The following is a 22943-nucleotide window of genomic DNA, read 5'->3' as shown; positions in this document are numbered from 1 at the left end:
CAATGAAAGTGGAAAACGACATGCGTGTAGGTATCGCAGGTGCTGGCTCTATTGCCTTTGGCACCGCTGCACTTCTTGAAAAACTGGGACACAAGGCAACGCTCTGGTCGCCGTCCGGCACCGGGACTGTGGCACTTGCCGACGGAAAGAGCCTGACGGCCGAGGGTGCCATCGAAGGCACCTTCCTTCCGGCCGTTGCCGAGAGTGCGGAAGATCTCGTCCACGATACCGATGTGATCCTCATCGCGCTGCCGGCCTATGGTCACCGCTTCGTGCTGGACGCAATCGCGCCGCATCTGACCGCTGGACAAGTGGTGATCTTCAGCTCGCACACCTCGTTCGGAGCGCTTTATCTCTCGTCGCTTCTGGCAGCACGCGGGATCACCTTGCCGATCGTTGCCTGGGGCACGACGATCGTCAGCGGCCGGAAGCTCGGCCCTGCGCTGGTGCAGGTGAACACCATCCGCAAGCAGGTCGATCTCGCGACCGTTCCGGCATCGGAAAGTGCGCGCGGCCATGCGGTCTGCACGGCACTCTTCGGCGAACATTTTGTCGATCGCGGCAGCCTTCTGGCGATCGCGCTTTCAAACCTCAATCCGCAAAACCACCTCGGGATCGCGCTAGGCAACATGTCGCGCATGGAGCGCGGCGAGACCTGGGTTCAGGCCCAGAACGTCACCCCCAATATCGGTCGTCTCCTGGAGACACTCGACCTCGAACGCCTGGCTGTCGCCGAGAAGCTGCAGCTGAAGGTGCGCGACATTTTTCAGCATTTCCACCTGTCGTTCCATGTGCCGGTCAGCACGATCTCGCAGATGAACCAGGAAATGCATGAGGCCGGACATAACGGCACGGGTCCTGCGACGGCGGACAGCCGCTATGTAACAGAGGATGTCCCCTTCGGTCTGGTCGTGACGGCGCAGCTCGCGCGCCTTGCCGGATGCCCGGCAGACCTGCACGAGGCCGGTATCCGCATCTTCTCGGCCATGTACGGCCGAGACTTCGAAGGCGAGAACGACCTCCTTCCGGAACTGGGCCTCGAGCGACTGGATCTCGAAGGTCTCGATGCCCTGTGCCGCACCGGCTTCCCGCCTGTCGTCGCTGTCGATCGAGCCGAGGGACGTGAATGAGCGACCGCTTCCTCACCCATCTCCGTTCAGAACTCGAGGGCCTGAAGACGGCCGGGTTGTACAAGTCGGAGCGTGTGATCACCTCGAAGCAGGCGGGCGAAATCAAGGTCGCCTCGGGCGAGCGGGTGCTCAACTTCTGCGCCAACAACTATCTCGGCCTTGCCGATAACGCGGAGCTGGCCGAGGCCGGCAAACAGGCGCTCGACCGCTACGGTTACGGCATGGCCTCGGTGCGCTTCATCTGCGGCACGCAGGAGGAACACAAACAGCTCGAGGCACGCATTTCGTCCTTCCTCGGGCTGGAAGACACGATCCTCTATTCCTCCTGTTTCGACGCCAATGGCGGCCTGTTCGAAACGCTGCTCGGCGAAGAGGATGCGATCATCTCCGACGCGCTCAACCACGCCTCGATCATCGACGGCGTGCGGCTGTCGAAGGCCAGGCGCTTCCGCTACGCCAACAACGACATGGCGGCGCTGGAGGAGGAGCTGAAGAAGGCCGAGGGCAGCCGCTTCAAGCTGATCGCCACCGATGGCGTGTTCTCGATGGATGGCATCATTGCCAATCTTAAGGGCGTCTGCGATCTCGCCGACAAATATGGCGCCATGGTCATGGTCGACGACAGCCATGCGGTCGGTTTCGTCGGGAAGAATGGCCGCGGCTCCGCCGAACATTGTGGCGTCGAGGGCCGGATCGACATCATCACCGGCACGCTCGGCAAGGCGCTCGGCGGCGCTTCGGGCGGCTACACCTCGGCCAAGGCCGAAGTGGTCGACTGGCTGCGCCAGCGCTCGCGCCCCTATCTGTTTTCCAACACCCTGGCGCCGGTGATTGCCACCGCCTCGCTGAAGGTGTTCGACCTGATCGACAACGGCGATGCCTTGCGCGAACGGCTCTATGCCAATGCGAGCCTGTTTCGCACCGAGATGACCAAGCTCGGCTTCACGCTGGCCGGTGAGGGCCACCCGATCATCCCGGTGATGCTCGGTGATGCCGCACTCGCCCAGGAGATGGCGGCGCGCATGCTGAAGAAGGGCGTCTATGTCATCGGCTTCTCCTTCCCGGTGGTGCCGAAGGGCCAGGCGCGCATCCGCACGCAGATGTCGGCAGCGCATAGTGAAGCGGACGTCCGGCGGGCAATCGCCGCCTTCGAAGAGGTCGGCCGCGACCTCGGCGTGATCTGAGGGAGAGACTGATGACGAACATGATGAAGGCGCTGGTGAAGTCGAAGCCGGAAGAGGGCCTCTGGATGGAGCGCGTGCCGGTGCCGGAGATCGGCCCGAACGACGTGCTGATCAAGGTGAAGAAATCGGCGATCTGCGGCACCGACGTGCACATCTGGAACTGGGACCAGTGGGCGCAAAAAACCATTCCGGTGCCGATGGTCGTTGGTCACGAGTTCATGGGCGAGATCGCCGAGGTCGGATCGGCCGTCACCAAGTACCATGTCGGCGAGCGCGTCTCCGGCGAGGGCCACATCGTCTGCGGCAAGTGCCGCAACTGCCGGGCCGGCCGCGGGCATCTGTGCCGCAACACGCTCGGCGTCGGCGTCAACCGGCCGGGCTCGTTCGGCGAGTTCGTCTGCCTGCCGGAGTATAACGTCGTGCCGATCCCGGAGGATGTGCCCGACGAGATCGCGGCGATCTTCGATCCGTTCGGCAACGCGGTGCACACGGCACTCTCCTTCGATCTCGTCGGCGAGGACGTTCTCGTCACCGGCGCCGGGCCGATCGGCATCATGGGGGCGCTGGTCGCCAAGCGTTCGGGCGCGCGCAAGGTGGTGATCACCGACATCAACCCGACGCGGCTGGCACTCGCCAAGAGCGTCGGCATCGACCATGTCGTCGATGCCTCGAAGGAAAACCTTGCCGACGTGATGAAGGCGATCGGCATGACCGAAGGTTTTGACGTCGGGCTGGAAATGTCGGGCGCGGCCCCTGCCTTCCGCGACATGATCGACAAGATGAACAATGGCGGCAAGATCGCCATTCTCGGCATTGCACCGGCCGGCTTCGAGATCGACTGGAACAAGGTGATCTTCAAGATGCTCAACCTCAAGGGCATCTATGGCCGCGAGATGTTCGAGACCTGGTACAAGATGATCGCCTTCGTGCAGGGCGGGCTCGACCTTGCCCCCGTCATCACCCACCGCATCAAGATCGACGAGTTCCGCGACGGCTTTCAAGCCATGCGCTCCGGCAATTCCGGAAAGGTCGTCATGGACTGGTAAGGCCGCAAGGGCCGGCCCGGTCGACCCCATCCGAGAAAAATTGTCTTTTGTCACTAGAACTAAGAATGCGTTTTATGCACTATTGATCGTCCACCATGCAGGGAGCGCATGATAGCCGATGGAAGTACGCGATCTCGAGGCCTTTCTCGCCGTTATGTCGACGGGCAGCATCACAGGTGCCGCCCGCCTGCTCGACCGCTCGCAGTCGCAGGTGACGCGCCTGATCCAGGACCTGGAGACGTCGCTCGGCTTTGCGCTGTTCGAGCGGAATGGCCCGAGGATCGCGCCGACCGACAAGGGCATTGCCTTCCATGAGGATGCCGAGCGTTTCGTCAGCGGCATCGGGCACCTGCGCAATCGCGCCAAGGCAATCGCCGGCAAGGAACCCGAGCCGATCGAGATCGCCGCAACGCCGGCCTTTGCCAGCGGCATCATCCCGATCGCACTTGCCGAACTGCCGGAGCATCTGCTGCCCCACACGATCAATCTGCGCAGCATGCCGGCCGAGGCCGCCGTGCAGTCGGTGTTTGCGCGGACGGCGGATTTCTGCGTGACGTCGCTGCCGGCCGATCAGCCCGGCCTGGACGTTCAGGGTTTTTTCGAAGGGCGCTGCGTCGCCGCGGTTGCGCCGCACGATCCGCTGGTTGCGAAAGACGTGATCTCGATCGCCGATCTGGCCGGGCGCACGCTGGTCACCATGTCCAATCCGTTTCGGCTGCGCCATAGCGTTGATGAAGTGCTCAATGCGGCCGGCGTGCGGCCCAATCGCATTATCGCGACCAACGCGGCCAATAACGCCGTGCAGGTCGCATCGCTCGGCCTTGGCGTGGCGATCATCGAGCCGGCGACGGCCTACGGTCTGCAATCGGCGCCCATCGTCATTCGGCCTCTCGATGTCGAGATCCCCTTCCTATGGGCGATCCTGTCAGCCGGCTCGCGCCCGCTCTCGGCCGGCGTTCGGGAACTCATTCAACGGATAGCGCGGATCGCTTCGGAGCGGATGCCGGATCTGACAGTGCATGATCCCAAGCAGATGGCGCGTATCGCCGAAAGGAGCTTTGCCGGCAGGAACGCCGGCAATGGTGCGCTGCCGGACAACCCGGCGGCGAAATAAAGGGGAGCAAAAAGCTCTGAACGCCCACACGAGAATTGAGCCTGCCAAAATGAGGAGAACGAGATGAACAATTTTGATGTCACCCGCCGATCGGCAATGAAGCTGTTGGCGGCCGGCGCCGGTGTGCTCGCAGCGCCTTCGATCATCCGCCCGGCCTTCGCACAGAGCAAGGTCGTCAACATCACGACCTATGACAAGTTCGTACCGCAGTCCTTCATCGATCAGTTCCAGAAGGATACCGGCATCGAGGTGCGCATCCGGCTGACCGACGACCAGGGAAAGCAGTACAACCTTTTGACCGCCGAAGGGGCTGCACCTTCCACCGACATTGTCACCGTGACCGGCCATCGCCTGTCGCAGTTCATGAAATCGAACCTGCTCTCGTCGCTCGACACCACGCGGCTGAAGAACTGGGGCAAGCTTGCCGCCGCCTACAAGGGCGCGCCGCAACTGACCGTCGACGGCAAGACCTTCGGCGTGCCGCTGCTTGCCGGCTTCGAGGGCCTGGTGCGCAACACCGAATACGCCAAGGCTTCCGACAGCTGGGCGATCATGTTCGATGACGAGAACAAGAACCTGACGTCCTATATCGTCAGCGACTTCCTCTCGATCGTCATGCGCTACCAGGGCAACGACGGCGACTACGTCACCTATGGCGACAAGCCCGAAGTCGCACAGGCCGCAACGAACCAGGCCCGCGATTTCCTCATCCAGCACAAGGACAAGGTGCGCAAGTACTACGATGCCGGCTCCGAGCTGCAGCAGATGTTGGTCAACGAGGACATCTACCTGGCGCAGGCCTGGTCCGGTCCGGCCGCCAAGCTCATCATGGACGGCCATCCGATCGAGATCTCGGTGCCGAAGGAAGGGACCTTCGGCTTCCTATATTCGTTCAACATCGTCAACAACGCGCCGAATGCGGACGCTGCCTATACCTTCCTCGACGCCATCCTGTCGTCGCCGGAGATTGGTGCTGCGATGACCCGCCAGTCCGGCTTCTCGTCGGCCTTCGACGGCGTCGACAAGGTGCTGGACGAGAAGGAGCGTGCCGCGCTGTCGCTGCCGCCCGAGCAGGTCGAACGCATCCAGTTCTTCAGCTCCGTCAACCGCGACATGAAGAACGAGATGATCGACAAGGCAACGGCCGAGATCAAGTCGGCCTGACCTATCAAAATCCGGGCGATCGGCTGAGGCCGGTCGCCCGTCATAAAATGGACTCTTCCAGAGCCGGGAACGAAGACAATGCTGGATACGACAACACAACCGCCATCCGTCGGTTTGTCGACGGTGCCGCGCTATGCCGGATGGATCGGCAAGGCGGCACGTTCGGGGCTTTATCGCCATACGATCGGCCTGCTCGTCGAAAGCCGGCGCGTGCGTCTCGCCGTGCTGGCAGGCGTGCCGCTTTTCTGGATCGCTATGTTGCATATCGGGCCGATCCTGCAGATGGCCAATATCAGCCTTCTTGCCAACTATCCGCCGCAGCCGGACAAGAGCAGCGAATACACGCTGGCCAACTACGCGCTGTTCTTCTCCGATCGGCTCTATTTCCTGCCCTTTGTCCGCAGCCTGATCTTTGCCGCCGTGGTCACGATCTCGACACTGGTGATCGTCTATCCCGTGGCCTACTACGTCGCAAAGATTGTGCAGCCGAAGAACCGGATGCGGGCCCTGTTGCTGCTGCTCATCCCCTTCTGGGCCGGTGAGCTGATCCGCACCTTCTCGGTCATCATGCTGCTCGCCAACCGCGGGGCGCTGAACGTGCTCTTGCGGGAATTCGGCTTCATCGACCGGCCGATCCCGATGCTCTACACCTTCTTTTCGCTGAGCTTCGGCGTCATCTATCTGCTGGCGCTCTACATGCTCCTGCCGCTCTATTCGGCGATCGAGAAGATCCCGACGCCGCTGATCCAAGCGGCAGCCGATCTCGGCGCCGGACCCTTTCAGCGGTTCCGCCGGGTCATCCTGCCACTCTCCAAGGACGGCATCGTCTCTGGGTGCAGCCTCGTCTATCTGACCGCCGTCGGTGTCTTCGCAGCACCGCTGCTGCTTGGCGGCCCGAATTCAGTGATTTTCCCTGAAGTTATCGCGACGCTGTTTCACGGCTCAAACGACAAATGGCCGGAGGGCGCCGCCTTCTCGATGATCATGCTTGTCGTGTCCTTGACGACCGTCGGGCTCTTCATGCGGGTCGTCGGCGGTCGCTCCGTCCGGCTGATGTGAGGGTGGACCCATGCGAAACTATTTCAACGACCTCCCGAAAACCGCGCTTGGCGCTTCCTATTGGATCTTTGCCGTCTATCTGGTGCTGCCGCTGGCGCTGATGACGGCGATGAGCTTCAAGGACGCGAACTTTATCGCCTTCCCGATCGGCAACTGGACGCTGTCCTGGTACGGCAAGGTGATCCAGGACAAGCAGTTCCTCGAAGCCTCGCTCTATTCGATCGGCATTGCGCTCGCGACCACCGTTTCGGCGACGATCATCGGCGTCTGGATCGCACTTCTCGTTTCGGCGGAAAACATCTGGGGCAAGGCAGTGATCTTCGCGCTCGCCTGTCTTCCGGCCGTGGTGCCGGGGCTGATCAACGCGATCTCGATGCGCATCTTCATCCGCGCCGTCGACATTCCGACCGGAACCTTCGCGATCATCCTTGCGCATACGGTTCATGCCGTGCCCTTCGTCGTCATCATGGTTCTGACCCGGCTGCGGTCGATGCCGGCCAATCTGGTGGATGCGGCGCGCGATCTCGGCGCCGATCCCTTCATCGCCTTCCTGCGCGTCACCATCCCCTATCTGATGCCGGCGCTCTTCGGCGGCATGATCTTCTGCGTGTTGACCAGCATCGACGACTTCGTCCGCACCTTCTTCCTCGGCGGCTACCAGCCGACCCTGCCCATGCTGATCTTCGCCAAGGTGCAAGGTGGTATGTCGCCGGAAATCAACGCCATGGCGACCATCGTGCTCGTCGTCACCACCGCCATCGGCCTTTATGCCGAGCATTTCACCCGCCGATCGAGGAGCTGACGCAAATGCAGCCTGTCGTCCATTTCAAGAACGTCAACAAGTCCTATGGGGCGCTGACCGCCGTCGATGATCTCGATCTTGCGATCGCGCCCGGCCAGTTCGTCACGCTGCTTGGCCCATCCGGCTGCGGCAAGTCGACGACGCTGCGCATGCTCGGTGGCTTCGACAGCCCGACGTCGGGGGAAATCTACCTCGAGGGCAAGCCGATCTCGCACCTGCCGCCGAACAAGCGCAACGTCAACATCGTCTTCCAGGACTACGCGCTCTTTCCGCATTTGACGGTCGGCCGCAACATCGCCTTCGGCCTGGAATTGAAGGGCATGGAGAGCGCCGCGATCCACAGACGGGTCAGCGATCTCCTCGCCCTCGTCTCCCTTCAGGATCACGCCGAACGCATGCCGGCACAGCTTTCCGGCGGACAGCGCCAGCGCGTGGCGCTGATGCGGGCGCTGGCTCCGGATCCGAACGTGCTGCTCCTCGACGAGCCGCTGTCGGCGCTCGACGCGAAGCTGCGCCAGCAGATGCAGATCGAGCTGAAGTCGATCCAAAAGAAGACCGGCAAGACCTTCATCTTCGTCACCCACGACCAGGAGGAAGCGCTCACCATGTCCGACGTCATCGTCGTGATGAACAAGGGCAGGATCGAGCAGATGGGAGGACCGGACGAGCTCTACGCCCGGCCACGCAGCCGCTTCGTTGCAAACTTTATCGGCCAGAGCAATTTCCTCGAAGGCACGGTTGCTTCGGTCTCCGGCGAGATCGCTGCCGTCGAGTGGCGCGGCAACATCGTGCATGCGGATGTGAACGGCACCTCGCCGATACCGGGAGACCATGCCACCGTGGCGCTGCGACCGGAGGCGGTTTTCTGCCTGTCGCGCAAGCCGGAAGACCGGCCGTCGCTCAAAGGGCGCATCGATCAGCGCGTCTTCAAGGGGGCTCACACGTCGCTGACCGTCAAGCTCGACAACGGCAGCACGCTCGAGGCGCAGATCGATCCGGTGGCGCTTTCGCACATCGAAGGGGACGACGTCTGGGTGGGGTGGCGCGACCGCGATGCCGTCCTTTTGGCGAAGTGAAGGGAGATCTGGGATGACCGACAGTCAAAAGCAGCAACGGCTTGCCGCGCTCAATGCGCGGGTAAGGCAGGACCTGAGCTACCTCAACTATCCGCCGGCCAACTGGTCGAAGCCGGTGACGACTGCGGCGGGCGATGACGTCAGCGATGTGGTCGTGATCGGCGGCGGCATGTGCGGGCTCGTTGCCTGGCATGCCTTGACGCGTGCCGGCATTGCCAATCTGCGCATCGTCGACCGCGCTCCGAAGGGTTTCGAGGGCCCTTGGGTCACCTATGCACGCATGGAGACGCTGCGCTCGCCGAAGATCCTTCTCGGCCCGGCACTGGGCGTTGCGTCACTCAGCTTCCGCGCCTGGTTCACAGCGCTTCATGGTGAAGCGGAATGGGAGGAGCTCTTTCGCATCCCGCGGCCTATGTGGATGGATTACCTGCGCTGGTATCGCGATGTCATGGACATTCCGGTCGAAAACGACACGCATGTCACCCGCGTCGTGCCGCGCCCCGATGGACTGCTGGAACTTGAAATCGCCGGCGGTGCAAAACCGTCGATCATCACCCGCAAGCTGGTGATGGCGACGGGCCGCGATGGGCTCGGCGAGCCGACCATTCCGGATTTCGTCAAGGGCATGGAGCGGCACAAGTCCTGGGCGCACTCGGCCGACGAGATCGACTTCGATCGCCTGAAGGGCAAGCGCGTCGTCGTCATCGGTGTCGGTGCTTCGGCGGTCGACAATGCCGCCGAGGCGTTGGAGCAAGGGGCAGGGGAGGTGCGGCTTCTCGCCCGCCGCAAGGAAATGCCGACGGTCAACAAGCTGATGGGTATCGGCTCTTATGGTGTAACCGCAGGCTTTGCCGAGATCTCGCCGGAATGGCGTTGGCGGCTGATGGATTATGCGGCCAAGCAGCAGACGCCGGCGCCGCACAATTCGACGCTGCGCGTCAGCCGGCACCCGAACGCTCACTTCCACTTCGACTGCGGCATCCGGTCGATGAGGGAAGAGGGCGGCGAGGTCGTTATCACCACCACCGGCGGGCGCATCTTCCGCACCGACTTCGTCATCCTCGGCACTGGGTTCTCGATCGATCCGCTGAGCCGCAGCGAGCTTGCTCCCTATCAGGACAAGATCGCCTGCTGGGATGACCGCTACGCGCCGCCACCGGGCGAAGAGAACCCCGGGCTCGGGCGCTTCCCCTGGCTGAACGGAGACTTCTCCTTCACCGAGAAGGAGCCGGGAACAGCCCCCTGGCTGAAGGACATCCACTGCTTCAACTACGGCGCCTCCGTCAGCGTCGGCAAGGTCAGCGGCGACATCCCCGCCATCAGCGAGGGCGCTCTGTGGCTGGCGCGCGGGGTCGCGGCTTCGCTCTTCATTCGGGATGTCGACTACCATTGGGAAGCGCTAATCGCCTACGAAAAGCCGGAGCTCGAAGGGACCGAATGGGTGGATGCCGACGCGCCGACGCCGGCGCAGAAGACGGCCTGACCCTCCCGCGTTTCAGATGACAGGAAAACCAATGACCTCTCCATCGACAACTGACGTAATTGACACGGTGCTCGGGCTCGATCGCTTTCCCGACCTGCAGGCGCTGCGCGAACAGCGGGCGAAGCTGAAGCAGTTGAGCCAGACGAGCTATCAGGCTGCCCTTCGCCCAACCGATCCGCGCAACTTCTCCTATGCGCTCCGAGCAGCCCTTGCTGCGCGCATGGCGGCACTCTGGAAGTCGCAGGAGCTCTCCGCGCATTTCCGGGCGCTGCTCGAACGCGAGGACGAGGGCTCCGCGTTGGCGTCGATTGCCGATCCTGGCAACGGTGCCGAAGATGCCGATCCGCGCCTTCAGGCGATCCTCGCCCATGTCGATCTCGTCACGCTTTCGCCGAAGGAGGCGACGCGCACCAACATCGAAAAGCTCGCCGCCGCAGGTCTCGACGACCGGGACATTGTCACGCTCGCCGGCCTGATCGCCTTCGTGAACTATCAGGTGCTGGTTACGGCCGGCCTCAAGATGCTGAGGGACAACTGAGATGTCGCAAGCTGTGCACGAATTCACCGTCGAAGCGCTCGACTGGAAGCCCTATGTCAAGCCGGTCGATGTTGAGACAGCCACACCCGAACAGCTCGACGCGCTGAAGATCACGCCGTCCAACAAGAAGATTTCGGACTATGTACTGGTTCTCGCCAACGAGCCGGAAACCCTGAAGGAGCGCACGCCGCTCTTCAACGACATCATGTATAGCGAGGGCGGGCTGTCGCGCGGTGGCCGGGAGATCGGCGCGCTTGCCGCATCCTTCGTCAACCGCTGCATCTATTGCGCCTCGGTTCATGCGGCGCGCTACATCCAGCTCGAAAAGCGGCCGGAGGTGGTCGACGAGATCTATGGCAGCGGCCTTGACGCGAACCTGCCGGAATTCGAGCAGGCGCTGTTCAATTTCGGCGTCGACCTGACGGCGCATCCCGACAATGTCGGCGCCTACCAGTTCTACCACCTGCGCGAGATCGGCCTCGACGACCTGCAGACCCTCGACCTTATCCACGCGGTTGCAATCTTCGGCTGGGCCAATCGGCTGATGCATACGCTCGGCGAACCGCACCGGCTGGATTGAGTGAAACACGCTTCCGATCACGCTGCGGTCACGGTCCGTCCCTTCGACATCGCGCATCGCGACGTGCTTCGCATCGCGTTGCCGATGATGATCGCCTATCTGTCGAGCCCGCTTGTCGGGCTCGTCGCAACCGGCGTCATCGGCCAGTTGCGCGACGAGAGCCTGATCGGCGGCGTGGCGCTTTCGACCGTCATCTTCGACGTCATCTTCGTCACCTTCAACTTCCTGCGCGGGGCGACCACGGGTTTTACGGCCCAGGCGCTCGGCGCCGGTGACCGGCGTGAAGAGCAGCGCATGCTCGCAAGCGGCCTCATCATCGCGATCGTGGCGGGGCTGGCACTGCTTTTGCTTCAAAAGCCGATCGGCGCGCTTGGCCTTGCCGCCATGGGCGCGGAAGGCAAGGTCGCCGAAGCGGCCGCCACCTATTTCGCCTGGCGGGTCTGGTCGGCGCCCTTCGTCCTCTTCAATTTCGTGGTTTTCGGCTGGATCATCGGGCGTGGCGATGCGCTCTGGGGCATGATCCTGCAAACCTTGCTCAATGCGCTGAACGCCGGCTTGAGCGTGCACTGGGTCCTCGGTCTCGGCTGGGGTGTGGCGGGCGTTGCTGCCGCCTCTCTCGTTGCCGAAGCCGTCACGGCACTGGCGGGGCTCTACCTCATCTGGGCAAAGACCGACCGGACCGCGTGGAACCTTCCGGATTTGACGGCCTTCCGCCGCGCCTTTTCGGTCAATGGCGACATGATGATCCGCTCCTTCGCGCTTCTGATCGGGCTTTCCTTCTTCACCCGCCAAAGCGGCATGCTCGGCATCGAAGTCCTTGCGGCCAATACGATCCTGCTGCGCTTCTATTTCTTCGGCGTCGCCTTTCTCGACGGGGTGGCAACGGCGGCGGAGCAACTGGCCGGACGAGCCGTCGGCGCGCGCTACCGGCCGGCGTTCGACCGTGCTGTTGGTTTGACCACGGTATGGGGCTTCGTCTTTGCCGGGCTCGTCGCGCTCTGTCTCTTTGTGGCCGGCGACTGGGTGATCGGCATCACCGCCCCGTCGGAAAGCGTGTCAGCACTTGCACACGCGTACCTGCCCTATGTCGCCGCCCTTCCGATCTTCGGTATCGTCGCCTTCCAGATGGATGGCGTCTATATCGGCGCCACCTGGTCGCGGCAGATGCGAAATCTGATGGTCGCCTCGCTGGTGATCTACTTTGCCGCCTGGGCGATCCTGCAGCCGGTCTTCGGCAATGACGGACTGTGGATCGCGCTGATCCTGTTCCAAAGCGCCCGCAGCGTCGCCTTCCGGCTCATGCTGCCGCGGCTGGCCGACCGCACATTTTCGACCGTGCGCCAATGACCGGGCCCTGACGTTCGGCTATGCCCAGTCTCGGGTCGACGGCAACAGGGGCAGGGCCAGCGGATTGTTGCGATTCCCGGCAACCTGCTCGGCCAGGAGAAGTGCTGTCGTCGGCCCCAGGGTGAAGCCCTGGTGCCCATGGCCGAAATGGAACCACAGGCCCTTGTGACGACTGGGCCCGACGACGGGAAGCATGTCGGGCATGCAGGGACGGGTTCCCGACCATGGCGCTGCTTCGATGGGGTCGCGCAGCGCAAAAAGCGTGCGCGCAGCGCTGACGGCGTGTCGTATCTGTCGCGATGCCGGGGCGGTGCCGAGCGGCGCCAGGTGTGCGCCGGTCAGGACCCGCCATCCCGCATTCATCGGGGCGATCAGGGCGGAGCTGTCGATGTCCAGCATCGAAATGCGTGGGCCTTCCTTGCCGCCAAAGTGCCAGTGGTAGCCGCGCTTGAACACCATGGGGACACGATAGCCAAACCGCGCCAAAAGCATCGGCGACCACGGCCCCAGGGCGACGACCGCGTTTTCAGCCGTGAGATTGCCACCCTCCGACAGGACCCGCCAGCCCGCGCCGGTCTGCTGCAGGGACATGGCATCGCCCTGGGCGACCTTGCCGCCGCGGGCGACGAAGAGCGCGGCGTAGCGCGAGACCAGGTCGCCCGGATCACGGCAGGTCCAGGGTGAGGTCCAATGGACTGCGCCCGCCAGCCGGCTTTTGAGCGCAGGCTCGCTTGCCGCAAGCTCGTCGGAGGTAAGCACGTCCGACGGCACGCCGTATTCCCGTTTCAGACGCTCGGCGGTCGCGACAGCCGCATCGAGCTTTCCTGGCGAACGGTAGACTGCGCGCCAGCCCTCGCGAACGATCAGGTCGCCGGCATTGGCGGGTTCGATGAAGCGAGCATGATCGTCGCTCGCCCGCAGCGCCAGCTTCGAGTAGGCCGCGACGGTTCTCGCATAAGTCGCCGGCGCCGATTGCGTGAAATAGCGCCAGAGCGGTCCGGCCAGCCGCGGCATGTCGCCGAGCCGCCAGTCCGTATCGTTGCCGCGCTTCAATCCGACCCTGACGATCTCGGCAAGCGAGCGAGGAAAAGCATAGGGTTCGACGGCCTCGGTCTGGATGATGCCGGCATTGCCGTAGCTGGTTTCCCGGCCCGGTGCCTTGCGGTCGATAAGCACCACCTGGTGCCCGGTTTCCTGCAAAGCGAGCGCTGTGGAGATGCCGACCATGCCGGCGCCGAGGACGATAGAGGTGGTCATGGATTGGTTCCGCGGAAATGCTGGTCAGAAGGTGAGGCGGGAATTGTAGCCGACCACGAATTGGATGAAACGCGAGACGTCGACCATGTCGTCGCCCGGGTAGCGGATCGTGTACCCGTCGGTGCGTTCGACGCCCTTGAGATAGGAAAGATATTCGGCCGGAAGGCGGTTGCGGAAGACGATCTCAAGGACGGGGTTCTCCAGCTTGAACGGCTTTGCCGAACCGGCCCTCGACAATGCCTTCTTGACGCCCTCGCGGATGCGGCGATGGGCGACGGCGGGCGTCAATGTGATCGCCGATTGCGTGCTGTAGACTTGCTTGACCGGCACCGTCACGATATCGCCGATACGCTCCCTGATCTCCTCCAGGGCGACGTTGTCGCCGGAAGCAAGCAGCACCGGTACGCCAAAATGTCCGGCAATGGCGGCGTTGATCCCGGCCTCCGGCATGACGGTGCCGTTGATGCGCACTTCGGCAAAGGCGGTGCCGCCGATCGTGTGGGATAGCACGCCGCTCGCATGGTTTGCGCCGGCATGGTAGCCGAGTAGCATCGCGCCGACGAAGGAACCGAGTTCGACGCCCTGCATCATCATCAGCGGCCGCGGCCAGCTGCGCACGACCTGTACGTAGTCGGGCAGGCGGTCGATCAGGATGCTCTCGCCATTTCCATGGGAATCGCTGAGGATGACCTCCTCGACGCCTTCCTCGTGCGCAGCCTCGCAGGCGTGAACCACGGTGTCCGTCATCCAGCGCCGGGCGTTCTCGTACTCGAAACCTTCGGGCATCAGCTGGTCGCGGCTCACGACCCCGACGATCCCTTCGATGTCAGCGGAAATATAGATGCGCATTCCTGCCTCCCCGGTCAGCCGCGCAAGGGCGCGGATAATGCATTTGACTTTCCGACGATAAACATAGTTTTATGATTAGAAAATATCTTTCTTGATAGGCGAGAGGCGAAAATGAAACTTTTCATCGCGGGGCTGGATACGGAGACCAACACCTTTTCGCCCATGCAGACCGGCATCGAGGCCTTCCGCGAGAACCTGATCGCCTATGGCGATGCCACCGGCAAGCCGCTCAACTGCTGCTCTTCGCAAATGTTCGTCTGGCGCAATGCCGCGCAAGAAAAAGGCTGGGATGTGGTGGAGAGCTTGTGCGCCGTGGCCGAGCCCGGCGGTAGGACCACGCGAGCGGTCTATGAGAGTTTCCGCGCCACCATTCTCGACGATCTCAAGGCCGCGATGCCCGTTGACGCCGTGATGCTCGCGCTGCACGGCGCCTGTGTGGCCGACGGCTACGACGATGTCGAAGGCGATCTGCTCGCGCATGTCCGGCAGGTGGTGGGGCCGGATGTGCCGGTCGCAGCCGAACTCGACCTGCACTGCCATATCACCGAACGCATGCTGGCCAATGCGACCATGATCTCCACCTACAAGGAATATCCGCACACCGACATCGAGGAGGTTGCGGAGCAACTGTTCCGGCTGATGGAGCGCACACTTGCGGGCGAAGTGAAGCCGGCCATGGGCATGCATGACTGCCGCATGATCAACACCTTCCACCCGCATCGTGCACCATTGCGCGGCATCGTCGATCGCATGAAGGCGATGGAAGGGCAGGACGGTGTGCTCTCGGTCTCCTTCGGTCACGGCTTCCCCTGGGGCGATGTCGAGGATGTAGGTGCCAAGATGCTTGTTGTGACCGACAACGATCCGGAAAAAGCCGCGCGTGTCGCCCGGTCCTTCGCTCGCGAGATATTCGAGGCGCGTGAACAGATGCGGGGAGACTATCTCGGGATCGACGCGGCGCTGGACCGGGCCGTTGCCGCGACAAGCGGTCCGATCGTGCTTGCCGATGTTTCGGACAATGCCGGCGGAGGCGCGCCTGGAGACTCGACCTTCATCCTGCGTCGCATCATCGAGCGCGGTATCGAAGACGTGGCCTCCTGCCTCTATTGGGATCCGATTGCGGTTCGCATGTGCCGCGAGGCGGGAGAAGGGGCCACTTTGGCACTGAGGATCGGCGGCAAGGTCGGGCCTGCATCCGGCGACCCGCTCGACCTGACGGTGACGGTCCGGCGCGTCGCGTCCGGCATCACCCAGCGCTTCGGGCCGACGCCGCTTGCCATCGGCGATGCCGTGTGGGTGTCTTCCGGCAGCATCGACATCGTGATCAACACAGTGCGCACGCAGACCTTCCATCCGGAATGCATGACAGCGCTTGGCCTGGACCCCGCGCAAAAGAAGATCGTCGTGGTGAAATCCAGCAACCACTTCCGTGCCGGCTTCGAACCGATCGCGCGTGACATTCATTACGTCAGTGCGCCAGGCGCCTTGCAGCCGACATTCGAGGATCTGGCTTTCACCAAGCTGAAGCGCCCCTATTGGCCAAGGGTCGCCAACCCGTTTGCGGAGTAGGCGGGCTTCGAAACGCTGCAAGTGGTTGTGGGGCAGGGATTGCCGTCAACACGATGTTGCTTTCGGCCACGTATTATAGGAAATGGTTTTCCTATCATGCCAATCGGATTCTGTGTTGCGGGCGGGCGAGAACCGGCGAGCACTTCGATGGCGGCAGGCAAATGGAGACGCCAACGATGACCGACGCGAAATCCAGCCTCGGCGAGATCCTCAAGGATATTCGCAATCGCAACCGCTGGACCTTGGCCGAAGTCAGCTCCATGACCGGGCTTGCGGTCTCGACCCTTTCCAAGGTCGAGAACAACCAGATGCAGCTCACCTACGACCGCTTGATCCAGCTTGCCCAGGGCCTGAAGGTCGACATCGTCGAGCTTTTCGGGACGATGACGGGCGCGGAAGACGTGCCCAACATGATGGGGCGGCGCACCTATACCAAATCCGGAGACGGTCGGGAGATCGTCACGCAGAACTACGACTATCTCTATGTTTGCACGGAGATTTCCAAGAAGTCGATGGTCCCGATCCTGGCGATGGCACGGGCGCGCACGCTCGAGGAGTTCGGACCGCTGATCCGCCACAAGGGCGAGGAATTCTTCTACGTCCTCGACGGCGAATTGGAACTCCACACCGAGATCTACGCGCCCCTTCGGCTGAAGAAGGGTGATTCCTGCTACTTCGACGCCATGATGGGACACGCCTATCTGAGCGTCAGCGAGGAGCCGGCGCAGATCTTATGCGTTTGCTCGACCCCGGAGACCGAATTGGTCTCCACGCTGGCAAATGCGCAGACGATCAAGCTCAAAAGCTGATCGAAACTAAAAAACAAATACGATAAGAAAAAATATTGCACTTAGGAAAATCGTTTCCTAGTCTAGGACTGCGGTGGGTGCCGGGAGGGCATTGCACGCCGCAGTTCTGGGGAGGACGACGAGATGAACGGTTCCAAGTGGAAATCGATCGGCATTGCATTGCTTCTGGCATCGACGCCGCTTTCCGGCGCGATTGCTGCGCAGGACGTGCTGGTGCTGGCGCGCGCGGAAGATCCGCCGACAGCCGATCCAGGTATTGAGATCAGCAACAGCGGCTACACGCTCACTTACGCCGCCTATGAAAGGCTCGTCGCCTATAAGGGCGCCTCGACGGAAGTCGGGCCGGAACTCGCCGAAAGCTGGACTGCCGACGATGCCGGCCTCGTCTGGACCTTCAAGATTGCGGCCGGCCACAAGTTCGATGACGGCTCGCCGGTCGATGCCGCCGCCGTCAAATTCAGCTTCGACCGGCTGATGAAGCTGAAGGCCGGCCCGTCCGACGCGTTCCCGGTCTTGAAAGAGGTCGAGGTCGTCGACCCGCAGACCGTAAAGTTTCACCTGACCGCGCCGTTTGCGCCGTTCATTTCAACGCTTGCCGTCTCCGGCGCTGCGATCATCAATCCCAAGGTCATGGAGCATGAGAAGGACGGCGACATGGCGAAGGCCTGGCTCGCCGAGCATACGGCCGGCAGCGGTCCCTATCGCATCGCTTCCTGGGAGCGCAACCAGAGCATCGTGCTCGACAGCAACGAACATTATGCAGGCGCCAAGCCGGCGCTGAAACAAGTCGTGCTCCGCATTGTCGGCGACGTGTCGGCGCGTCGCCTTCAACTGACCAACGGCGATGCCGACATCATCGAACAGATCCCGCTCGATCAGGCCGAAGCGCTGCAGAAGGATGCCTCCGTCGTCGTCGAGAGCAATCCGAGCATGTATGTGAACTACATCTACATGAACAATCGCCAGCCGCCGCTCGACGACGCCAAGGTGCGTCAGGCGATCTCCTATGCGGTCGACTACCAGGGCATCATCGACGGCATCATGCTCGGTCAGGCCAAGCAGATGCGCGGCGCGGTGCCCAGCGGCATGTGGGGGCATGATCCCCAGGGTTTCCAGTACAGCTACGACATCGAGAAGGCCAAGGCGTTGCTTGCCGAATCCGGCAAGGGTGACATCCATTTGACCTATACCTTCTCGCAGGCCGATCCTGCCTGGGAACCGGTCGGTCTGGCGCTGCAAGCCTCTCTCGCAGAAATCGGCGTCAAGCTCGATCTGCAGGCGGTCGCCGACACGACGAAGCGCGAGTTGGTCGCCAACGGCAAGTTCGACATGGCGCCCGGCGCCTGGACGCCTGATTTCGCCGACCCCTACATGTTCATGAACTACTGGTTCGACGCCGGTAAGATGGGCGGCCCGGGCAACCGTTCCTTCTACAACAACAGCAAGGTGACGGGTCTCGTCCAAGAGGCAGCTTCGATCGTCGACGAAGCAAAGCGCAAGGCTCTCTACATCGAGGCGCAGAAGCTTTCGACTGACGACGCGCCGTATCTCTACATCATGGAGAAGAACGACATCTTCGCCCGCCGCGCCGCGGTGAAGGGCTATGTCTACAATCCGATGCTGATCCAGGTCTACAACTTCGGAACGATGTCGAAGACGGAGTGAGGAGGAACGGTCAAGCTTCGCTTGACCGACCGCATTCCACGGAACGCCTGCCGCCGGCCCCTGGCCGTGGCGGCAGGGTTCTTCGTTTCCCAAGCTAGGCCGGGGTTCCCCTGCCGGAAGGGCTGACGTCCATGGCAATCACCCGCATCATTCTTCCGCGTCTGATCCTCTTGCTTTTCGTCGTGCTGGGGGTCGCGGTCATCACCTTCACGATCTCGCATCTCATTCCCGGTGATCCGGCGCGCATGATCGCGGGCGACAGGGCAAGCGCCGAGACGCTTGAAAATGTCAGGCGCAATCTCGGTCTCGACCGGCCGGTCGTCGAACAATTCACCATCTATATCGGCAATCTGCTTCAGGGCGATCTCGGCACGTCGCTCAGGACCAATCGCCCCGTCGCGGCCGATATCCGCACCTTCCTGCCGGCGACGCTGGAGCTCGGCGTGGTCGCGCTTTTCATCGCGATCTGTCTCGGCGTGCCGCTCGGTGTGCTCTCGGCCGTCTACAAGGACGGTCCAATTGATCAGGTGGCACGAACGGTCTCGGTCTGCGGCATCTCGATGCCAGTCTTCTGGTTCGGCCTGATCCTGATCTACGTCTTCTATGCGAAATTCCAGATCCTGCCCGGCAGCGGGCGCCTGGCCATGGGTATTGCGACACCCGAGCGCATCACAGGCTTCCTGCTGATCGACTCGCTGCTGCAGGGCCGTTTCGACGCATTCCGCAGCGCCCTTTACCACATCATCCTGCCGGGCTTCGTGCTCGCCTTTGCCAATATGGGCGTGATCACGCGCCAGATCCGCGCCTCGATGCTCGACGTGCTGCAGGAAGATTACATCCGGACAGCGCGCGCCAGTGGCCTGCGCAAGGGCATGATCATCTTCAACTATGCGCTCAGAAACGCGCTCATCCCGTCGATCACGCTGCTCGGGCTGGCGCTCGGCGATCTGCTCTATGGCGCGGTGCTGACGGAGACGATCTTCGCCTGGCCGGGCATGGGCACCTATGTTGTGACCTCGATCCAGACCCTCGATTTCCCCGCCATCATGGGTTTCACCATCGTCGCATCCATCGGCTACGTGCTGATCAACCTCCTGGTCGATCTCGCCTACATGCTCGCCGACCCGCAGATCAGGGAGGTCTGATCATGTCCGCCGTCATGCCGACAGAGCCTGCCGCGTCGAATGCAGCAATGCGCAGGACCAAGTCCTTTTCCGAGCGGCTGCGCTATTTCTGGTACCTCAGCCGCCGCAGCCCGCTGACGTTGGTCGGCGTCGCGATCATCGTGCTTGTCCTCGTGATGATCGTCGCCGCACCCGTGATCGCGCCCTACAATCCGGACAAGGTGTCGCTGACGGCGCGCCTGTTGCCACCGAGTGCGGCGCACTGGTTCGGCACCGACGAGGTCGGCCGCGACCTGTTCTCGCGCGTGATCTTTGGGGCAAGGGCTTCCTGCGGCGCCGCCTTCATGATCGTCCTGATCTCGATGTCGGTCGGGGTGCTGATCGGCTGCTTCTCGGGCGTCGTCGGCGGTCGGGTCGATACCGCCATCATGCGGCTGATGGATGTCGTGCTCGCCCTGCCGGCGCTGGTGCTCGCCATGGCGCTGGCCGCGGCTCTTGGCCCAAGCCTGTTCAATTCGATGCTGGCGGTCGCGATCGTACGCATCCCCGCCTATGTGCGCCTCGCCCGCGGCCAGACGCTGTCGCTGCGCGAGCAGGTCTTCGTCAAGGCGTCGCGCACCTTTGGCGCCTCGCCGTTCTACATCCTGCGCTGGCATATCCTGCCAAACGCCATGTCGCCGATCATCGTCCAGGCGACCCTCGATCTCGGCGGCGTCGTGCTGATTGCAGCCGCCCTCAGCTTCATCGGCCTCGGCGCGCAGCCGCCGACCGCCGAATGGGGCGCGCTCGTCAGCAGCGGCCGCAGCTACATGCTCGACCAATGGTGGTACGCGACCTTCCCGGGCCTGGCGATCCTGATCACGGCCATGGGGTGCAATCTCGTCGGCGACGGCATACGCGATATGCTCGACCCGCGCTTGAGGGGCAGATGATGACGATGGGAACGGCAGAACCACGCGGCCAGGCGCTGGCCATCAACAATCTCTCGCTGGAGTTTCCAACCTTCAGCGGCGCCGTCAAAGCGCTCGACGATGTCACGATCAGCGTCGGCAAGGCCGAGATTGTCGGTATTGTCGGCGAATCCGGCTGCGGCAAGTCGGTGACGACGATGGCGGCAACGGGGCTCCTGCCCAAGGGACGCTACCGCATCACCGGTGGCACCGTCAGGCTCTTTGGCCACAGCACGCTTTCCATGGACGACAATCAGTTGCAGGACCTGCGCGGCAAGGTGGTCTCGACCATCTTCCAGGAACCGATGAACGCGCTGAACCCGACGATCCGTATCGGCAAGCAGCTGACCGACGTCATCATGCGCCACGAGGAAATAGGTCTCGCCGAGGCAAGGCGCGTGGCGCGGGACATTCTTGCCGACATGCTGATCGGCGAACCAGAGCGGGTCATGAACCTCTATCCGTTCGAACTCTCCGGCGGCATGCGGCAGCGGGTGCTGATCGCCATGGCGTTTTCCTGCAACCCCGGCCTGATCATCGCCGACGAACCGACGACTGCACTCGATGTTACCGTGCAGGCGGTGATCCTGCGGTTGATCCAGAACCGGGCGCGCCGGACAGGCACGTCAGTCATCTTCATCTCGCACAATGTCGCCGTCGTCTCGCAGCTCTGCGATCGGCTCTACGTGATGTATGCCGGGCGGATCGTCGAGCACGGCGCGACGCGGACGGTCCTTGAAACGCCGCAGCATCCCTATACCCAGGCGCTGTTGCGCTGCCTGCCGGAGCGGGTCGCGCCGAAGCAGGAACTCGAAGCGATCCCTGGTGCTGTGCCGAACCTTCTCCACCCACCGGCGGGTTGCTACTTCCAGCCGCGATGCAAGGAAGCAGTCGAACAATGTCGAACCCAGTCTCCGCAACTGGTGGGGGCCAGCGGCCAGCAGGTCGCCTGCTGGCGTCGCGGTGCGGCGACCGAACTCGTAGAGCAGGGAGGCCGGCAATGACCGAAGGCGTTGGTACGATAGCGCGGCCGGTGCTCGAGGTTTCCGACCTCCATGTCCGCTTCCCGGCCTCCCGCAACTGGTTGGGGCGGCCCACGTCTTATGTGCATGCGGTCAATGGCGTGACCCTTGAGGTCGGCGCCGGCAAGAGCCTCGGCATCGTCGGCGAGTCAGGCTGCGGCAAGAGCACGCTCGCCCAGGCGATCATCGGGCTTGCGCCTTTTGAACAGGGCAGGTTGGCGATCGACGGCGAGGATTTTCAGAAGGCTCAGGGCAAGCAAAAGCGCGCCTTGCGGCAGAAGATGCAGATCGTCTTTCAGGATCCGCAATCCTCGCTCGACCGGCGCCTGCCGGTCTGGCGGCTGATCAGCGAGCCGCTGCACATTCGCGGTGGGCACAGCAGGGCCGAACTGCATGAGAAGGCCGAGGAACTGGCCATCGCCGTCGGGCTCCGTCCGGAACACCTCGATCGCCTGCCGCACGAGTTTTCAGGCGGCCAGCGCCAGCGCATCGCCATTGCCCGCGCGATCAGCACGGACCCGGAGTTGCTGGTGCTGGACGAGCCGACATCGGCGCTCGACGTCTCGGTGCAGGCGCAGATCATCAATCTGCTCTTGAAGCTGCAGCGGGAGCGCGGGCTCACCTATCTCCTGATTTCGCACGACGTCGCGCTGGTGCGCCATTTCTGCGACGACGTCGCGGTGATGTATCTCGGCCAGATCGTCGAATCCGGCCCGGCCGACGAAGTGTTGCGCAATCCCCGCCATCCCTACACGCAGACGCTTCTGGCGGCGGCGCCGAGCTTCGAAAGCCCGCTGCCGGATATTGCGCAGGTGCGTGCGGGCGAGCTTCCCAACAACCGCCATCTGCCGGACGGCTGCTTCTACAAGCAGAGGTGCGACCGGATCGGCGGCGGTTGCGAGGCGGGCCAGGTGCTGCGGCGCCTGAGCGAGAGCGCCCGCCATGTCAGGTGTCACCTGGCGCAGACGTGAGAGCGCAGACGACGCGCCAGATCCGCGCCCGCCGGCCCAGCCGCCGGAACGGCGCGGTGCGGCCTGTGCCATTTGATGCGCAATTTCGATAGTTTGAGAAATATAATTTTCTTATAGGAAAAATAATTTGATTGATATTTCCGACTGTGCAAATTTGTAGCCGCCGCCATCGGGCGGCGCTTGCCAATCGGGACCGCCTTTTCG

Annotated in this window: 21 protein-coding genes; 19 read left to right on the top strand and 2 right to left on the bottom strand. The window is 62.8% G+C overall.

Annotation, left to right across the window (positions count from 1 at the left end; translation table 11 throughout):
• The first annotated feature begins 20 nt into the window (after positions 1-20).
• The 12 genes from FA04_RS25720 to FA04_RS25665 all read left to right on the top strand — a co-directional run bounded on the left by FA04_RS25720 (position 21) and on the right by FA04_RS25665 (position 12523).
• Complete coding sequence (locus FA04_RS25720) at positions 21-1130, top strand: NAD/NADP octopine/nopaline dehydrogenase family protein (protein WP_208870275.1); 1110 nt, start codon at positions 21-23, stop codon at positions 1128-1130.
• On the top strand, positions 1127-2314 hold the full coding sequence (locus FA04_RS25715) for a glycine C-acetyltransferase (RefSeq protein ID WP_064817043.1): 1188 nt from the start codon (positions 1127-1129) through the stop codon (positions 2312-2314). The genes FA04_RS25720 and FA04_RS25715 overlap by 4 nt, the downstream gene beginning before the upstream one ends.
• Positions 2315-2325: 11 nt before the next feature.
• Entirely contained in the window at positions 2326-3360 is a 1035-nt protein-coding gene (tdh, locus tag FA04_RS25710) for an L-threonine 3-dehydrogenase (protein WP_060611193.1), read from the top strand.
• A gap of 118 nt (positions 3361-3478) precedes the next feature.
• The gene (locus FA04_RS25705; RefSeq protein WP_034801844.1) at positions 3479-4474 is read left to right on the top strand and encodes a LysR family transcriptional regulator; all 996 of its coding nucleotides are present in this window, start codon (positions 3479-3481) and stop codon (positions 4472-4474) included.
• A gap of 63 nt (positions 4475-4537) precedes the next feature.
• The gene (locus FA04_RS25700) at positions 4538-5638 is read left to right on the top strand and encodes an extracellular solute-binding protein (RefSeq protein ID WP_051659598.1); all 1101 of its coding nucleotides are present in this window, start codon (positions 4538-4540) and stop codon (positions 5636-5638) included.
• 78 nt (positions 5639-5716) lie between these two features.
• Positions 5717-6697: an ABC transporter permease gene (locus FA04_RS25695; RefSeq protein WP_051659597.1), complete on the top strand. Its 981-nt coding sequence runs from the start codon at positions 5717-5719 to the stop codon at positions 6695-6697.
• Between the two features lie 10 nt (positions 6698-6707).
• Entirely contained in the window at positions 6708-7499 is a 792-nt protein-coding gene (locus FA04_RS25690) for an ABC transporter permease (RefSeq protein ID WP_034801842.1), read from the top strand.
• Positions 7500-7504: 5 nt separating this feature from the next.
• The gene (locus FA04_RS25685) at positions 7505-8575 is read left to right on the top strand and encodes an ABC transporter ATP-binding protein (protein WP_034801840.1); all 1071 of its coding nucleotides are present in this window, start codon (positions 7505-7507) and stop codon (positions 8573-8575) included.
• Positions 8576-8588: 13 nt separating this feature from the next.
• Positions 8589-10058, top strand: coding sequence for an NAD(P)-binding domain-containing protein (locus tag FA04_RS25680; protein WP_034801838.1), 1470 nt, complete (start codon positions 8589-8591; stop codon positions 10056-10058).
• Positions 10059-10089: 31 nt separating this feature from the next.
• Entirely contained in the window at positions 10090-10596 is a 507-nt protein-coding gene (locus FA04_RS25675; RefSeq protein WP_034801836.1) for a CMD domain-containing protein, read from the top strand.
• Position 10597: 1 nt separating this feature from the next.
• Positions 10598-11176, top strand: coding sequence for a peroxidase-related enzyme (locus FA04_RS25670; RefSeq protein ID WP_034801834.1), 579 nt, complete (start codon positions 10598-10600; stop codon positions 11174-11176).
• Positions 11177-12523, top strand: a complete 1347-nt coding sequence (locus FA04_RS25665) for an MATE family efflux transporter (RefSeq protein WP_034801832.1) — start codon at positions 11177-11179, stop codon at positions 12521-12523. It begins immediately after the preceding gene.
• An 18-nt stretch (positions 12524-12541) separates the two neighbouring features.
• Here FA04_RS25665 and FA04_RS25660 read toward each other — a convergent pair whose 3' ends face one another.
• The gene (locus tag FA04_RS25660) at positions 12542-13780 is read right to left on the bottom strand and encodes an NAD(P)/FAD-dependent oxidoreductase (RefSeq protein ID WP_034801830.1); all 1239 of its coding nucleotides are present in this window, start codon (positions 13778-13780) and stop codon (positions 12542-12544) included.
• A 24-nt stretch (positions 13781-13804) separates the two neighbouring features.
• Positions 13805-14629 (bottom strand): M55 family metallopeptidase, encoded by an 825-nt coding sequence (locus tag FA04_RS25655; RefSeq protein ID WP_051659596.1) that lies wholly within the window; start codon positions 14627-14629, stop codon positions 13805-13807.
• A 111-nt stretch (positions 14630-14740) separates the two neighbouring features.
• Between FA04_RS25655 and FA04_RS25650 the strand changes: the two genes are divergently transcribed.
• From FA04_RS25650 to FA04_RS25620, 7 genes are all read left to right on the top strand, one after another.
• A complete protein-coding gene (locus FA04_RS25650; protein ID WP_034801828.1) occupies positions 14741-16198 on the top strand; it encodes a M81 family metallopeptidase in 1458 nt (485 codons plus the stop codon).
• A 176-nt stretch (positions 16199-16374) separates the two neighbouring features.
• On the top strand, positions 16375-17007 hold the full coding sequence (locus FA04_RS25645; RefSeq protein ID WP_034801861.1) for a helix-turn-helix domain-containing protein: 633 nt from the start codon (positions 16375-16377) through the stop codon (positions 17005-17007).
• Between the two features lie 123 nt (positions 17008-17130).
• Positions 17131-18672, top strand: coding sequence for an ABC transporter substrate-binding protein (locus FA04_RS25640; RefSeq protein ID WP_034801826.1), 1542 nt, complete (start codon positions 17131-17133; stop codon positions 18670-18672).
• A 131-nt stretch (positions 18673-18803) separates the two neighbouring features.
• Complete coding sequence (locus FA04_RS25635; RefSeq protein ID WP_034801824.1) at positions 18804-19817, top strand: ABC transporter permease; 1014 nt, start codon at positions 18804-18806, stop codon at positions 19815-19817.
• A gap of 2 nt (positions 19818-19819) precedes the next feature.
• On the top strand, positions 19820-20728 hold the full coding sequence (gene ddpC / locus FA04_RS25630) for a D,D-dipeptide ABC transporter permease (RefSeq protein WP_034801822.1): 909 nt from the start codon (positions 19820-19822) through the stop codon (positions 20726-20728).
• On the top strand, positions 20725-21750 hold the full coding sequence (locus tag FA04_RS25625; protein WP_082584699.1) for an ABC transporter ATP-binding protein: 1026 nt from the start codon (positions 20725-20727) through the stop codon (positions 21748-21750). The genes ddpC and FA04_RS25625 overlap by 4 nt, the downstream gene beginning before the upstream one ends.
• On the top strand, positions 21747-22739 hold the full coding sequence (locus FA04_RS25620) for an oligopeptide/dipeptide ABC transporter ATP-binding protein (protein WP_034801820.1): 993 nt from the start codon (positions 21747-21749) through the stop codon (positions 22737-22739). The genes FA04_RS25625 and FA04_RS25620 overlap by 4 nt, the downstream gene beginning before the upstream one ends.
• Positions 22740-22943 lie beyond the last annotated feature (204 nt).

Origin of the sequence: Ensifer adhaerens, assembly GCF_000697965.2 — a bacterium.
Taxonomy (GTDB): domain Bacteria; phylum Pseudomonadota; class Alphaproteobacteria; order Rhizobiales; family Rhizobiaceae; genus Ensifer; species Ensifer adhaerens.
This window is presented reverse-complemented; position numbering and strand designations above follow the sequence as displayed.